The sequence below is a fragment of the Microvirga sp. ACRRW genome, from assembly GCF_022346925.1.
GTDB lineage: Bacteria > Pseudomonadota > Alphaproteobacteria > Rhizobiales > Beijerinckiaceae > Microvirga.
Window position 1 is genome coordinate 520,517 of sequence record NZ_JAKRNJ010000004.1, and the last position, 14,732, is coordinate 535,248.

Sequence of the window (14,732 nt, forward strand, 5' to 3'; positions counted from 1 at the left end):
ATATTGTGCATTTGTTCAGTGTCAATAACAAATGAACAATACCCCTACGGAAGGCTAATGCTTGGCCGGCCAGGAAATCCCTAGGAAGGGTCCGGGACCAAGGGTCTTGGAGGAAGGCAGAGGAATGCCAACACCTAAGAAGAAGACCGAGGCGGTTACACTGCCGCTTGCTTCCTCCGACTTGGCCGTGAAGACCGCGTGGCTTTATTACGTCGAGGGCTTCACCCAGGAGCAGATCGCGGAAAAGCTCGGCGTGACGCGCATCAAGGTGATGCGCACGCTCGCTTCCTGCATCGCCGACGGCATCGTCACGACGACCATCAACACGCCGACCGCCGGCCAGATCCGCCTAGAGCGGGAACTCGAAAAGCGCTGGGGCCTCGCTACAGCCATTGTGGTGCCGACACCCAGCGACGCGGGCAGCCTGGAAAAGGCCATCGGCCATGCGGTCGCATCTTATGTCGCAGAGCAGATGGAAGACGGGGCGACACTCGCCATCGGCGGTGGTGCCACCCTTTATGCCAGCCTCGCCTTCCTGCCGCGCCGGCAGCTGAAAGACGCCACCGTCGCGGCCCTGGTCGGCAGTCTGCCTCACTCGCAATGGATCAACCCATCCATCGTCGCTGTGAAGGTGGCGGAAGCTTTGGGCGCGGACAGCTATCAGATCACCGCTCCGGTGATCGTGGACGATCCGGAGCTTCGCGACCGCCTCTGGGCGCAGCCAACCCTGCAATTCGCCCGCGCGCGTGCCGAGAGTGCGGACATCGCCCTTCTCACGGTCGGCGATGTTTCGCCGGAGGCCACCATTTTCCGGCACGGCATCGTCCCGCGCGACCTGATCCAGCCGCTGAAGGACCGGGGCGCGGTCGCCAACCTTCTCTGCTTCTTCGTGACGGCGGAGGGACAGCTCGTCGAGCACGACATCAACCGCCAGGTCATGGCGATCAGCCTCGATGCGGTCAGCAAGATTCCGAATGTTGTGCTAGCCGCCGGCGGCAAGCAGAAGGTCGAGGCGATCCGCGCGGCCTTGAAGGCGGTTTCGGTCCAAGTGCTGATTACCGACAGCGAAACCGCTGCCGCCCTCCTCGCTTAAGGCCGACCTCAGATCAGCCCCCGGTCGCGGAAGAACTCGTCGAGGCCCACATGCCTCGTCGCCTCGAACTCGTCCACGGCATCGCGCACGCGCCTGCGTTGCAGGGCCAGGAAAGCGAAGATCTGCCCCATCTCCGCCGAGATGCCGAAGCGCTTCCACCGGTCCATGATGTGATCGGGCAGGCCCACATCGCGGCAGAAGCTGTCGAGATCGGAATAGCCGAGATCCTGCACGAGCGCGACCACATCCGAGCCCGACAGGCGCGGCTCGACCGCATGGTCGACGAAACGCTGCGCCACCAGCTTCAGATCGGTGGGAGTGGGAAGCGTATAAATCGCCTTGGCCAGCACCTGCTTGAGATCGCTTGAACTCGACGGTTTCACGGGCTTCCTCTCCTTGGGCCAGGCTCTCTCGCCTATGCCGAATGTGCTCCATTCTCCCAAACAGGACAAGGAGCAATCAGAAGCGGCAGGCCTTCCTTGCTCGTCAGGCTTAACGCGAAAGAGCGGATTGCCGTAACAACCCGCTCTTCCTGGATGAATGTTTGGGCACGCCGATTTTAAGCGGCGAACTGGTTCATCGTATTGTGCGCACCGCCTGCCTTGAGCGCGGCCTCGCCGGAGAAATACTCCTTGTGATCGTCTCCGATATCGGAGCCGGACATGTTCTGGTGCTTCACGCAGGCGATGCCCTGGCGGATCTCCTGGCGCTGCACGTTGCGGACATAGCCCAGCATGCCCTGATCGCCGAAATATTCCTTGGCGAGATTGTCGGTGGAGAGTGCCGCCGTGTGATAGGTCGGCAGCGTGATGAGATGGTGGAAGATGCCCGCACGCTTGGCGCCGTCCGCCTGGAAGGTGCGGATACGCTCGTCAGCTTCCTTGGCGAGTTCCGTGGTGTCGTAGTCCACGCTCATGAGCTTCGCGCGGTCGTATTGCGACACGTCTCGTCCCGCCTTCTCCCAGGCATCATACACCTGCTGGCGGAAATTGATGGTCCAGTTAAAGGACGGCGAATTGTTGTAGACGAGCTTCGCGTTCGGGAAAACCTCACGGACGCGGTCCACCATGCCGGCGATCTGCTCGATATGCGGCTTCTCGGTCTCAATCCAGAGAAGGTCAGCGCCGTTCTGGAGCGCGGTGATGCAATCGAGCACGCACCGGTCTGCGCCGGTGCCGGGACGGAACTGGAACAGGTTGCTCGCCAGACGCTTCGGACGCATGAGCTTGCCGTCGCGGTTGATCACCACATCGCCGTTGACGCAGTTCTCCGGCGTGATCTCCTCGCAATCGAGGAAGCTGTTGTAGAGATCGCCGATATCGCCGGGCTCGCGGCTGATGGCGATCTGCTTGGTGAGGCCCGCGCCCAGCGAATCCGTGCGCGCCACGATGAGGCCGTCATCGATGCCGAGTTCGAGGAAGGCGTAGCGCACGGCGCGGATCTTGGCGAGGAAGTCCTCGTGCGGAACGGTGACCTTGCCGTCCTGGTGGCCGCACTGCTTCTCGTCAGAAACCTGGTTCTCGATCTGGATACAGCAGGCGCCCGCCTCGATCATCTTCTTGGCGAGAAGATAGGTAGCCTCCGCATTGCCGAAGCCCGCGTCGATGTCGGCGATGATCGGCACGATATGTGTCTGGTGATTGTCGATGGCGTTCAGGATTTCCTTTTCCTTGACCTGATTGCCAGATGAGCGCGCCGCATCGAGATCGCGGAACAGCATGCCCAACTCACGCGCATCGGCTTGGCGCAGGAAGGTGTAGAGTTCCTCGATCAACGCGGGAACGCTGGTCTTCTCGTGCATGGACTGATCGGGCAGTGGGCCGAATTCAGAGCGCAAGGCCGCGACCATCCAGCCGGAGAGATAGAGATAACGGCGCTTGGTGGAGCCGAAATGCTTCTTGATCGAGATCATCTTCTGCTGGCCGATGAAGCCGTGCCAGCAGCCCAGCGACTGGGTGTATTGCGAGGGATCGGCGTCATAGGCCGCCATATCCTCTCGCATGATCTTCGCGGTGTAGCGCGCGATGTCGAGCCCGCTCTGGAAGCGGTTCTGCAGGCGCATGCGCGCCACGGATTCCGGATTGATGCCGTCCCAGGTCTTGGCGGTCTCGATAATGCGCTGAGCTTGGGCGATCTGATCTTGGTAAGCCACGGTCTTCATTCCTCGCTTCTGGACAGGTTGAACGAGGAATTAGCGTGAGTGTTCGAGACCAGTAAGGCGAGTTAAGGTCCAGGTGTGAAGGCTTACAAGATGTCTGGTGTTAATCTGTAAATTCTTGACATTTTCAGCATCCGTTCTTGCTTCTGAAATGATTGGACAATTTGCTTCGGAAGGTTGCCGGAAGCTCAACCGCAAAATCGGGATAAGCCTTAAGTCTATGGGTTCATCGATGAAAAGCCGTTCGCCGGAACCGATTTCGCGGCGCGCGGAATCTTGGAGGGGTATCGGAAACCCAGTGTAAAGACCTTACAAAACTCAGACCTTCCTGACTCATTCCCGTGGTGATGGGCGGGTAGCGATGTAAAGCCCGACGCTGCCAAGGATGACGGCCAGAAGGAACGGCACGTAAGGGTTCGAGGTCAGCCAGATCGTGACGGCATAGGACACAGCCATAACGAAAAGCGCGTAGATCTTGACGCGAAAAGGAATGGCGCCCTGGTCGCGCCACGTGGTCAGAATCGTCCCGAAGCGGGGATGATTGTAGAGCCATGCGGCGAGAGCCGGGTTCGACCGGGTAAAGGCCCAGGCGGCAAGAATGATGAAAGGCGTCGTCGGCAGAACCGGCAGCGCGATACCCAAGATGCCGAGCGCGAGGCTCGTATAACCGAGGGCAAGATAGAAGCTTCGCATCGTCAGTTCACTCGCTGCCAGCAGAGGGAAAAACGCCCTCCTCCTTGGATCTTGCCGCAGAAACCCACACGCAATCAGCGCGAGATTTCCCGCTCCACGCTGGCTGCGATGCTCAAGAGACGGTGGTCCTCACCATGCCGCGCCATCAGCATGAAGCCGACGGGTCGCTCGCAATCCGGCACGGGCAGGGTGATGGCGGTGAGATCGAATTGGTTGGCCACCTGCGTGTTGCGCAGGATCAGGGCGTCGGTTTCATTGTAGAGCGCCTCATCCGCCTCCAGCGGCGCGATCAGAGGCGCCGTGATCGCAGTTGCGGGCAACGCCATCACATCGATAGGCGCAAGGCGGCGATCCATCTCCTCCAAAAGCACGCGGCGACGGCGCATCGTCCGCAAATAGGCATGAGCCGGAACGGCGCTGCTGCGGGCAAGCCAGTAATGAACGCGCGGATCGATCTCGTCAGAGCGGCTCTCGAGCCAATCTGCGTGAATCTCAGCCGCCTCGATGGAGGCGATGGAAGCCTGCGCCGTGATCTCGCGCATGGCTTGGAGAAGATCGTCGATGGAGTGATCGACGATTGTCGCACCGGCTTGCGACAGCCGGACCAGGGTACGTTCAAAGGCCTCTTCCACCATCGACTCGCTGCGCGTGAACAGACATCCGCGCGGAATGCCGATCCGCAATCCTGCGAGAGGATGCGGCCGAAGCTCGCGCGGTTCCTCCCCCGCCATGACCGCATCGGTGAACGCACAATCCTGCACGGATCGGGCAAGCGGGCCAATGGAATCGAGAGTTGGCGCGAGCGGAAAGGCACCATCGAACGGCACACGCTTTGCGGTCGGCTTGAAACCCACGACGCCGTTGAGCGCAGCCGGAATGCGCACGGAACCGCCCGTGTCGCTACCGATGGAAATCTCGGACGTTCCCTCCGCCACGGCCACACCCGCGCCGGAGGACGAGCCGCCGGGAATCCGCAACGGGTCCACCGCATTGCCGGGCGTGCCGTAATGCGGGTTCAGGCCAAGGCCGGAAAAGGCGAACTCCACCATATTCGTTTTGCCGAGGATCACGGCACCGGCCTGACGCAGGCGGCGAACGATGGCGGCATCCTGCGCGGCGGGCGCGGCATCGCGCAGCACGAGGGAGCCTGCGGCCGTTGCCTCGCCCGCGACGTCGAACAGGTCCTTGATGGAAATGAGCGCGCCATCGAGCGGCCCTAAGGACACGCCGGCGAAGCGGCGCGCATCGGCGGCATCGGCGGCGGCGCGCGCCGCCGCCGGGTAGAGCTTCGTGAAAACGCGCTCGTCGTCTTCCCGGTCCGCCAGCCGCACCAGAATCATCTCGAGCCTGTCTCGCACTGCCATCATGGAAGCCCCCATGGAGTCGACGTAAGTCCTTTCACTCATCAGCGGAGACAGGAAAGTGTCAAGATGCCCGATAGAGCTTCACTCAGGAAGCGTACCTTTCGGCGCTCTCGTCCAACTCGTCGCCTTCGACCATCACGTTCTTGATGGGGAAGGTGATCACGCAGCGGATACCGTCGGTGTGGAAGTTGAGTTTGATCTCGCCGCCCAGCTGCTGCGCGAGTCCGCGCTGAATGAGCTTGGTGCCGAAACCCTGCCGCTTGGGCGGCGCCACGGGCGGGCCGCCGCTCTCGACCCATTCGACGATCAGCACCGGCGGGTTCAGGGCGGACGCCATCGCCCACATGACATGCACCTTGCCCTCGGGCACGGTGAGGCTTCCGTATTTCGTGGCGTTGGTCGCAAGCTCGTGCACCGCAAGGCCCAACGCCAATACGGCGCTCGGCTGCAGGTTGACCTTGGGGCCATGCAAGCGGATGCGCTGACGCATGGCGTCCTGATACGGCTCCAGCTCGTTCTTGAGCACATCCTTCAAGAGAGCACCCTGCCAGTGCGTGGCGGTGAGAAGATCGTGCGTCTTGGCAAGACCCTGCACACGGCCGAGAAACGCATCCCATGCTCCCGGATCGCCCTGTTCGGCGGCGCGTCGGGTCATGAAGGCAACGGATTGCACTGTGGCGAGGGTGTTCTTGACCCGGTGATTGAGCTCATGGAGCAGAATGCCCCGGCGCTCCTCGGCCAGTTTCTGCTCCGTAATGTCCTGCGAAACGCCCACAAGGGAGAGATGTCCGTTCACCCCGACACGAACCTGCCCGCTGATGCGTACCCAATGCTCGCTATGGTCCGGCCAAATGGCGCGGTATTCCACATGCAAGTCCGTTTGGTTCCTAAGCGTCCGGGCGACGGCTTCGGCCTGCCGGGCGCGATCGTCGGGATGAATGGCGGCAATCAGATCCTCGTAGGAGAACGGCTCGTCCGGCCCACGGCCGAAATTGATCCGGCATTGCGGCGACGTCTCGAAGACTCCGGTCGAGGGCGTATATTCCCAGGACCCCAGATAGCCTGCATTGAGCGCTAGACGCAGGCGCGCCTCGCTCTCGGCAACGCGATTCAGAACCTCCTCGCGACTCCGCTCCTGCTCGCTGATATCCCAAGCGGCATCCGCAAGAGCCTTTTGAATGGTGTCGAACTCGAGCACATGCGTACTGGCTCCAAACACTTCACGTCCCGCGCCGAGCGCATTCGCCTGCCTTACGAGCTGATCGACGGGTTTGGCGATGAGACGCGAGAGCATGGCCGCGAGAGCAACGCCCATGAGGATGCATCCCGCCAGAATCACAAGCCAGAACAGCGAGCGCTTGAGCGACGCCGCAAGCTCGCTGGACGGCACGCTGATGACGAACGACCAGCCATATGTCGACGACTTGCTGAAATAGGTGCGTACCGGAATGCCATCGAGCGTCACGCTCTGCACATGGCCTTCCGAGGAAGCAGCGATCGCGTCGCGCACGATGGGATTGCCGAGCTGCCCGACAAAGCGTTCCGGCGCGCGGGAACGGGCGACGAGCCGTCCGGCGCGGTCGAGCACGGCAGCGTTCCAGTTTGGGGCGATGCGCTGATCCGCGATGAGCTGCTGGAAAATGGCGGGCCCGATGGCAGCGGAAAGGATATAGGCTACCTCCTCATTGAGGATGACAGGTACATCCAGCGTGACCAGAGGCTGTCCCGTGTTGGGTCCGATGAAAAGGTCAGAGAGGTGTGTCTTGCGGCTTTCCTGTACCTTCAGCAAAGTCGCCGGCCGGGCACTGTCCGGCAATGGCGTGCCATAGGGCACACGTGTGTTGAGATGCACCTTACCGTCCGGCCGGATCAGGGACACCCAGGAAGGGCTGGGCAATCCCGCCGCCTGAGCCTGCTCGTGAAAGGCGGCATAATCGCCATTGGCGATATAGGGAGACTGGGCAAGCATCCTCAGGGCGATCTCGCTCTTCTCGATCTCGCGGTCGAGCGACAGGCTCATGGCCCGCGCCGTTTCCTGAAGGCGCAGGTCCATGTTCTCCTGCTCGGAGCGGTAGCCTGAATAGAGCCCTGCCGCGGCGATCAGGATCGCCGGCAAGGTGAGCGCGAACACGAGCGCCCAGAGCACCTGCCGCAAGGAGGTACGAGAGCCAATGAAGAAACTCGGCTTTGCAGGTCTGGCGTATCCCTGATCCTCCATATCAGCCGACTTCTTGAACCGGCATGAGGATGCGCACGAGAACCTGGGGATCGTCGTCCGGCCATTCGATATCGGCATCGAGCTGACGCGACAGGCCCTTCAGCACCGTGCCGGAAGCACTTTGCCTTGCGGCGTTCTTCTCCTCTGGGCTGAAAGCATCGTCCGACAATTGGAAGAGCAATCTGCCGTCGCGCACGCGCATGACGAGCTTCAGCTTCCCGTGCCGCTCCCGATAGGCATGGGTGAGCGCGTTCACGACGATCTCGTTGAACAGAAGCGCCATGGGCGCAGCCTTGGCCGCATCGATTTCGATGTTTTCTATGTCGCATTCAGGCGCGATATGCACGCCGCCGATGGCCGCCGTCAGGTCCTCGCACAGCCCGCGCGCGAAACTGCTCACATCGAAGCGGGACGAGCCCTTGCCGTCGTAAAGGTCGCGATGAGCCGCGCCGAGCGCCTGAAGGCGCCCCCTCATGCGCTCCAAAACCCGTGCCGTGACCTCGTCCTCCGCATGCCGGATCTCGATGCCGATCAGGGACAGGAGAAGCTGCAGATTGTTCTTCACCCGGTGATCGAGCTCATGCAGCAACGTGGTCCGCTCATCGAGAAGCGCCTGCAGGGCTTCCTGAGCCTGACGCTTCTCGGTCCGCTCGCGCGCCTCGGACAATGCGCGCAGAACCGTGACGGGCAACCGCTCCAACCTGTCCTTCAGCACATAATCCGTCGCGCCGCGCTTGAGCGCCTCGACGGCCACCTCTTCGCCGAGCGCGCCGGAAACGAACACGAAAGGCAGTTCCGGGTATCGCTCCCGCACCAGGGCAAGAGCGTTCAGCCCGTCGAATCCGGGTAGGAGATAATCGGCCAGCACAAGGTCCCATGAATCGCCGTCGAGCGCATGGGTGAACTCTTCCTCCATGACGACCCGTTCGACCTCGAGCATCAGGCCGGAAGACGACAAGGCCACCGTCACCAGTTCAGCATCGAGCGCGCTGTCCTCCAGGAGAAGGACGCGGAGCGCTCGGCTGGACTGGAGGGAGGCCGACCGATCCATGGATGCCTCTTACCGGTCGGACCGCGGCGGCGGCGGCTCGTTGAGAATGGCCCAGAACACGCCGAGGTCCTGGATCGCGTCGAAGAACTCGCGGAAGCCTACCGGCTTCACCACGAAGGCATTCACGCCCAGTTCGTAGCTGCGGATCAGGTCGCTCTCCTCCCGCGAGGAGGTAAGCATCACCACAGGCGTCTGCTTCAGATGCGGATCGGCCTTCACCATCTCCAGCACCTGGAGTCCGTCGACCTTGGGAAGCTTCAGGTCGAGCAGAACCACAGCAGGGTCGCTGGTGTTGCGATTCTCGTGGGCGCCGCGGCGGTTCAGGAAGTCGAGCGCCTCCTCCCCATCGCGGACCACGACGACCTCGTTGGCGAGCTGGCTCTGCTCCAGGGCGGCCAGGGTGAGTTCGAGATCCTTCGGGTTGTCCTCAACCAGCAGGATCGGCTTCAATTCCGGCATTCACGCCGCTCCTTACATTCTCCGGCAGGGCGATGTAGAAAGTCGCGCCCTTGTCCGGCTGGCTCTGAGCCCAACTGCGGCCTCCGTGTCGTTCGACGATGCGGTGGACGTTGGCGAGCCCGATCCCTGTTCCTTCGAATTCTTCCATCCGGTGGAGGCGCTGGAACACGCCGAACAACTTGCCGACATACTTCATATCGAAGCCGACGCCGTTGTCGCGCACGAAAAAGACGATCTCCCCGTTATCCTGGAATGAACCCACTTCGATACGGGATGTATCCTTCTTTCGAGAATATTTGACCGCATTATCCAAAAGATTCTCAAAAACGAGCCGGATCAGCACCGGATCCGCCACGATTGAGGGCAGATCGCCGATGGTCCATTCGATCCGTTGGCCACTCGTATGCATGGCGAGCCCCTGCCGGACTTCGTCCACGAGCTTGGCCGTATCCACCAGGCGGGGTTTGAGCGCAGTGCGACCCATCTGCGAGAAGCGCAAAAGGTTGTCGACCAGCGTTCCCGCCGTATAGGCCGCGTCGATGATCGTGTCGATGTAGCGCTTGCCGCGCTCGGTCATCTCGGACCATTCCTGCTTCTTCAGAAGCTCGGAGTAGCCCACGATGTGGCGGAACGGAGCACGCAGGTCGTGAGACACGGAATAGGAAAAAGCCTCCAGCTCCTTGTTCGAGCGGCGAAGCTCGTCCGTGAGGGCCGCTAGCTCCTCGGCGCGGCGCAGGACGATGCCGACGATAGCGTTGCGCAATTCCTTGACCGCCTCGACCTCGCTGCGGTCCCAGGCGGCAGAGCGCCCGCGCACCGTCTCCTTCCAAATCTCGAAAGAGCGTCGGGGATGAAGCCTCAGGGTGCCTGCCTCCTCCCGCACCGGCTTTTCCGGGTTGCCGCCCCATTTGACCGTCTCCACGATCTCGGGACGGAACCAGAGGATGTAGCTCGACCGCATCTTCGAAATGGAAATGGAGAGAAGGCCGCCGGCCTTGTCAGCATAGCGCGCCGCTTGCGGAAAGAGTTCCGCCAGACGGTCCGTGGCGAACACGTCCTCCTGATGATGCTCCGAGAGCCAAGCATAGAGGGCTCTGACCTCCCCCTCGCCAGGCGTTGTGCCGAGGCGCCAGCAATGCTCGTCCGTGACGATGGCAACGCCTGTCGCCCCGGCAAGCAGCATCAGGTCATTCGGATTGTTCACGAGCCCGTCGATAAAGAAGTTCTCGCCCGCCATGTAGGCAAGCAGGCGCGTCTGAACGGCGCCGAGCCGAACGCGGTTGTCAGCCAGCGCGGTATTCTCCCGTGCTTCGAGCTGCAGCGAGAAAATCTGCGTGAGGAAATCGCAGGCATTGCGCACCGGCAGCGCCACGCGCCTCGGGCTGCTGTTGTGGCAGGAGATCAAGCCCCATAACGCACCGTCGCGCAGGATCGAGATCGACATGGAGGCGGGCGTGCCCATGTTGCGCATGTATTCGAGATGCACGGGCGAGACACTGCGCAGCGCGGAATCGCTCAAGTCGAGCGGGGCGGGATCGTGGGATTGGATTGGGACCGGCGTGTAATCAGCATTGGGAATGATGCGCAGGCGATTGCGGCGATAGAGTTCCCGCGCCTGGGCCGGAATGTCGGAGGCGGGAAAACGCAGGTCGAGATAGGACGGCAGCGCTTCGTTTCGATCTTCCGCAATCACGGTGCCGTTCCATTGCTCGTCGAAGCGATAGACGAGGACCCGGTCGAAGCCGGTCATGCGGCGGATATCCTCCGCCGCCAATTGGCAGAGGCGATCGATGGTGGAAGCTCCGTGCAGTTCCTCCACGAAACGGCGAAGCGTCGGGTAGAGCGCATCGATGCTCGACACCGTATTTCCGGGCACCGCTTCCAGCTCAAGAACCGCATGTCCGTCGGAGCGGGAGAGCGCCACATCGAAGGCCGCCTCGCCAGTGACGGTTTTCAGGATGACCGTGCGCACGAAGCGCGTCGTTCCGGAAGGCGTCGCCTCCGCGACATCGGCCTCCAGTAAGGCGGCGATCTCGGGCAGCGCGTCACGGAAAGGACGCTTCAGGATCGAGAGAGGCTCGATGCCGAAGAATGACGCGACATTGGCGCTTGCATGCGTAAGGCTCATGTCGGCGATGGATATCGCGAACAGAATTCCGTGAGGCTGGATGCTGCCCGGGATATGGATCGGCTCCCGCTCGCAAGCGGTCAGATCGAACTCTTGCGGCCCTTGCTGATTCATGAGCCCTCGCACAGCCAGTCATGCATGACATCAAAGGTCTTTTGAGCCGTTTCGACGATCACGTCGTCAGCTTCGGAAGAGGATGCTTCCAGAAGCTTGGCGCCAAATTGCTTCCACATGACAGCAATATCACTCCCATAGCTTTTGAAATAGGCACAGCCCGTCTCAGGACACAGCCCGAGCTTGCGCTTCACCTCTCGTGCGATGATCGCGCCGCCGAGCGTCGAGCCCTCGACCACATACATGCTGCCGAGCACGGCTGCGGGCGACGGCAGAGGCATGAGAGGGTCGCATTGCGGCAAACGAATGATCTCGTCTTCCGTTAAGCCGAGCACCGAGAGATCCTTGGCGAGAAGCGTCGCCTTGCACCGGCTCTCGAAGAAGGCTTTGTCAGGCGCGATCCCTGACGCGGCGCGCTCCCAGGCGCTGTGGAAGCCGTAGAAGCGGATCAGGAGGTTCCTATATCCGTCGCGGCTGGCGATCCGGCGGTCGAGATCCATGGCCAGCTCGATGCGATCATGGGCGGGCCTGGTTTCGATCTTCAGCCGTTCGAGCAGCGTCATGACACCTCATCCACGAAGCGGCCGAGTTTTCGGGCGGCGGCACGCTCGATCAATCCCAATCCGTCGTGGATCAGAACGGCGAGCAGCGCAACCACCAATCCGCCCTGGAGCACGAAAGCGATATTATTGGATTGCAACCCGGCGATGATAACCTCACCGAGGCCCTTGGCCGCAACCGTGGAACCGATCGTGGCCGTTCCCAAACTGATAATGACGGACAGTCGAATTCCGGCAAGGATCACGGGGAAGGCCAGCGGCAGCTCGACCTGCGACAGGCGCTGCCATGTATTCATGCCCATGCCGCGTGCCGCTTCCATGGCCTGCGTGGGAACCTGGGTCAGCCCCGTCAGCGTGTTCTCGAAGATCGGCAGGAGGCCGTAGAGAAACAGCGCGATGAAGGTCGGCTTCTCGCCGAAGCCCACCAGGGGAACCGCGATGGCGAGCACAGCAATCGGCGGAAAGGTCTGGCCGATATTCACGAGGCTGCGCGAGAGCGGCAGGAACTCGCCTCCCGACGGACGCGTAACGAAGATGCCGAGCGAAACGGCGAGAATGGTACTCGCGATCGTGGCGAGGCACACCGTGCGCAAGTGCTGCAGGGTGAGAGAGAACAGGCTTCCCTGATTGTAGATGGCAGGCGCGCCCGGGGTCACCAAAGGTTCGAAGGCGAACGCGAAGGCCTGCGGCATCGCAATGAAAGCGACGAGTAGCAGCAGGCTGATCAAGCGAACGAGAGAGGCAAGTCTCATGGCAGCGGACGCCCGTGCTGAAGGATGCCGCCGACGCTCACCTTGCCGAGGATCACGCCCCTGGCATCCGCGACAGGCAGGGCATCGCGACCTGTCCACATGAGGCGGGAAAGCGCATCGTGCAGGCTGTCGGAAATCGCGACCGGCTCCCCCATAGCCTCGCCCGGCTCGATGGCGTCCTGCACCTTCGCGAGCGAGAGAAGACGGAACGGCCGTTCCGCCGTTCCCACGAGGCGCTCCACGAAGTCGTCGGCCGGGTGCATCAGCATTTCGGCGGGCGTCGCATGCTGCAAAAGGCGTGCCTGATCCATGACGGCGATGCGGTCGCCGAGATGGAAGGCCTCGTTCATGTCGTGCGTGACGAGCACGATGGTCGTCCCCAAGCGCCGCTGGATGGCGAGCAGGTCATCCTGCGCCTTGGAGCGGATCACCGCATCGAGCGCGCCGAAGGGCTCGTCCATCAGAAGAAGCGAAGGCCGGGCCGCAAGAGCCCGCGCCACGCCCACGCGCTGCTGCTGTCCGCCCGATAATTCATGCGGGAATTTATGCGCGAATTCCGCCGGGTCGAGCTGGAACAGGTCGAGCAGCTCATCCACGCGCTGCGCTATCTTTCTCCGCTCCCATCCGAGCAGGCGCGGCACGGTAGCGATATTGGCCGCCACGTCGCGATGCGGGAACAGGCCGTAGCCCTGGATGACATAGCCGATGCGGTGCCGCAGCTCGTCTTCCGGGATCGCGCGCGTGTCTTCCCCGTCGATGAACACGCGTCCCGCGCTCGGCTCCACCAGACGGTTGATCATGCGCAGAAGCGTCGATTTGCCCGCGCCAGAAGTTCCGACGATGACGGTGAGCGTGCCTTCCTCCACGGTGAAGGACACATCGTCGACGACGACATTCGTGCCATAGCGCTTGGTGAGATGTTCGATCTCGATCATGCGAGCGCTCCCTTGGCGAGTTCGACCAACGCATCGAGAACGATGGATGCGGCGAAGGACAGGATGACCGTTGGAATGGCTCCCAGCAGCACCAGATCGATCGCCGTCTGGCCGATGCCCTGGAAGACGAAGGTGCCGAAGCCTCCTCCTCCGATCAGCGCTGCCACCGTCGCAAGACCGAGATTCTGCACGAGCACGATGCGGATGCCGGCCAGGATCACCGGAAAGGCAAGCGGCATCTCGACCTGCACCAGTTTCTGGCGTGCCGACATGCCCATGCCGCGCGCCGCATCGACGGCGGCCGCGGGCACCTGGCTCAAACCTGCAATCGTGTTGGCAACGATGGGAAACAGCGCATAGAGAAACAGCGCGATGAAGGCAGGTGCCGCGCCGATGCCCTTGATGCCCAGAGCCGCAGCGAGCGGCACACTGGCCGCGATGGCGCCGAGTGGCGCCATGAGAAGGCCGAAGAGCGCGATGCTCGGAATCGTCTGCACGATGCCGAGACCCTGCAACAGGGCCGTGCGAAGCGTCTTCAGCCGGTGCCCGGCAATGCCTAACGGAATACCGACGGCGCATGCCGCCGCCATGGAGCCGAAGGCAAGGAACAGATGCTGGCGCGCCTCACGCCAGAAGGTGTCGGAGCGAGTGCGGTATTCCTTGAGGATCGAAAGATCGTCCCAGATGCCTGAGAACAGCAGAAGCGCCAGGGCGATCAGACCCACGAGCAAGGCCGCGATCCGCCCATAGGGCCCGAGCCGCATGCGCGCCAGGGCATCGATGGCGAGAAGCGAGAACGACAGGGCGAGCAGCCAGAACCCCACCGAGGGTGACACACGGGCGAAGGTGTTGTCCGCAGGCGTCAGGTATCCGGCGGAGAGGCCTAAGGAGGGAAGAAGAACGGCAAGGCCGATCACCGCCGAACCCAGCCGTCCGAGAGGATCGCGCATCAAAGCCGCGCCCACCGCGATTGTGAGCGCCACGAGAGCCACGACGGCGCCCATGGCGATAGGCAGTGCCTCGATCAGCAGGCGCGAGTCGCCGGACGCGATGCGCGTCGCGCGATAGGTCGCAAAGGGAGCGGCAAAGAGCGCGACGCCGATGAGAATGGCGATCACGCACCCCAGATGATCGAGGGAGAGCGCGGGGCGTGGTGGAACCACGCCAAACGTGCTCGTCCGGGATGTAACGGAACTCACGTCGTACC

General features: G+C 62.3%; 13 protein-coding genes. 1 reads left to right on the forward strand and 12 read right to left on the reverse strand.

What is annotated here, in order from left to right; translation table 11 throughout:
- Nucleotides 1-124: 124 nt before the first annotated feature.
- On the forward strand, nucleotides 125-1,093 hold the full coding sequence (locus MHY87_RS12605; RefSeq protein WP_239352194.1) for a sugar-binding transcriptional regulator: 969 nt from the start codon (nucleotides 125-127) through the stop codon (nucleotides 1,091-1,093).
- An 8-nt stretch (nucleotides 1,094-1,101) separates the two neighbouring features.
- Here the strand turns inward: MHY87_RS12605 and MHY87_RS12610 are convergent, their stop codons facing one another.
- From MHY87_RS12610 to MHY87_RS12665, 12 genes are all read right to left on the reverse strand, one after another.
- Complete coding sequence (locus tag MHY87_RS12610; RefSeq protein WP_239352195.1) at nucleotides 1,102-1,476, reverse strand: hypothetical protein; 375 nt, start codon at nucleotides 1,474-1,476, stop codon at nucleotides 1,102-1,104.
- 176 nt (nucleotides 1,477-1,652) lie between these two features.
- Nucleotides 1,653-3,254 carry an isocitrate lyase gene (locus MHY87_RS12615; protein WP_239352196.1) on the reverse strand — a complete coding sequence of 534 codons (1,602 nt, stop codon included), beginning with the start codon at nucleotides 3,252-3,254 and terminating at the stop codon, nucleotides 1,653-1,655.
- A 330-nt stretch (nucleotides 3,255-3,584) separates the two neighbouring features.
- Nucleotides 3,585-3,944 carry a YbaN family protein gene (locus tag MHY87_RS12620; RefSeq protein ID WP_239352197.1) on the reverse strand — a complete coding sequence of 120 codons (360 nt, stop codon included), beginning with the start codon at nucleotides 3,942-3,944 and terminating at the stop codon, nucleotides 3,585-3,587.
- A gap of 74 nt (nucleotides 3,945-4,018) precedes the next feature.
- Entirely contained in the window at nucleotides 4,019-5,311 is a 1,293-nt protein-coding gene (locus MHY87_RS12625) for an amidase (protein WP_239352198.1), read from the reverse strand.
- 82 nt (nucleotides 5,312-5,393) lie between these two features.
- A complete protein-coding gene (locus MHY87_RS12630) occupies nucleotides 5,394-7,526 on the reverse strand; it encodes a sensor histidine kinase (protein ID WP_239352199.1) in 2,133 nt (710 codons plus the stop codon).
- 1 nt (nucleotide 7,527) lies between these two features.
- Nucleotides 7,528-8,577 (reverse strand): sensor histidine kinase, encoded by a 1,050-nt coding sequence (locus MHY87_RS12635; protein WP_239352200.1) that lies wholly within the window; start codon nucleotides 8,575-8,577, stop codon nucleotides 7,528-7,530.
- 9 nt (nucleotides 8,578-8,586) lie between these two features.
- Nucleotides 8,587-9,036: a response regulator gene (locus MHY87_RS12640; RefSeq protein WP_239352201.1), complete on the reverse strand. Its 450-nt coding sequence runs from the start codon at nucleotides 9,034-9,036 to the stop codon at nucleotides 8,587-8,589.
- On the reverse strand, nucleotides 9,005-11,278 hold the full coding sequence (locus tag MHY87_RS12645; RefSeq protein ID WP_239352203.1) for an ATP-binding protein: 2,274 nt from the start codon (nucleotides 11,276-11,278) through the stop codon (nucleotides 9,005-9,007). The genes MHY87_RS12640 and MHY87_RS12645 overlap by 32 nt, the downstream gene beginning before the upstream one ends.
- Nucleotides 11,275-11,841, reverse strand: a complete 567-nt coding sequence (locus MHY87_RS12650; RefSeq protein ID WP_239352205.1) for a biliverdin-producing heme oxygenase — start codon at nucleotides 11,839-11,841, stop codon at nucleotides 11,275-11,277. The genes MHY87_RS12645 and MHY87_RS12650 overlap by 4 nt, the downstream gene beginning before the upstream one ends.
- Nucleotides 11,838-12,590, reverse strand: a complete 753-nt coding sequence (locus MHY87_RS12655) for an ABC transporter permease (protein ID WP_239352207.1) — start codon at nucleotides 12,588-12,590, stop codon at nucleotides 11,838-11,840. The genes MHY87_RS12650 and MHY87_RS12655 overlap by 4 nt, the downstream gene beginning before the upstream one ends.
- Nucleotides 12,587-13,525: an ABC transporter ATP-binding protein gene (locus tag MHY87_RS12660; RefSeq protein WP_239352209.1), complete on the reverse strand. Its 939-nt coding sequence runs from the start codon at nucleotides 13,523-13,525 to the stop codon at nucleotides 12,587-12,589. The genes MHY87_RS12655 and MHY87_RS12660 overlap by 4 nt, the downstream gene beginning before the upstream one ends.
- Nucleotides 13,522-14,688, reverse strand: a complete 1,167-nt coding sequence (locus tag MHY87_RS12665) for an ABC transporter permease (RefSeq protein WP_239352211.1) — start codon at nucleotides 14,686-14,688, stop codon at nucleotides 13,522-13,524. The genes MHY87_RS12660 and MHY87_RS12665 overlap by 4 nt, the downstream gene beginning before the upstream one ends.
- Between the last annotated feature and the right edge of the window lie 44 nt (nucleotides 14,689-14,732).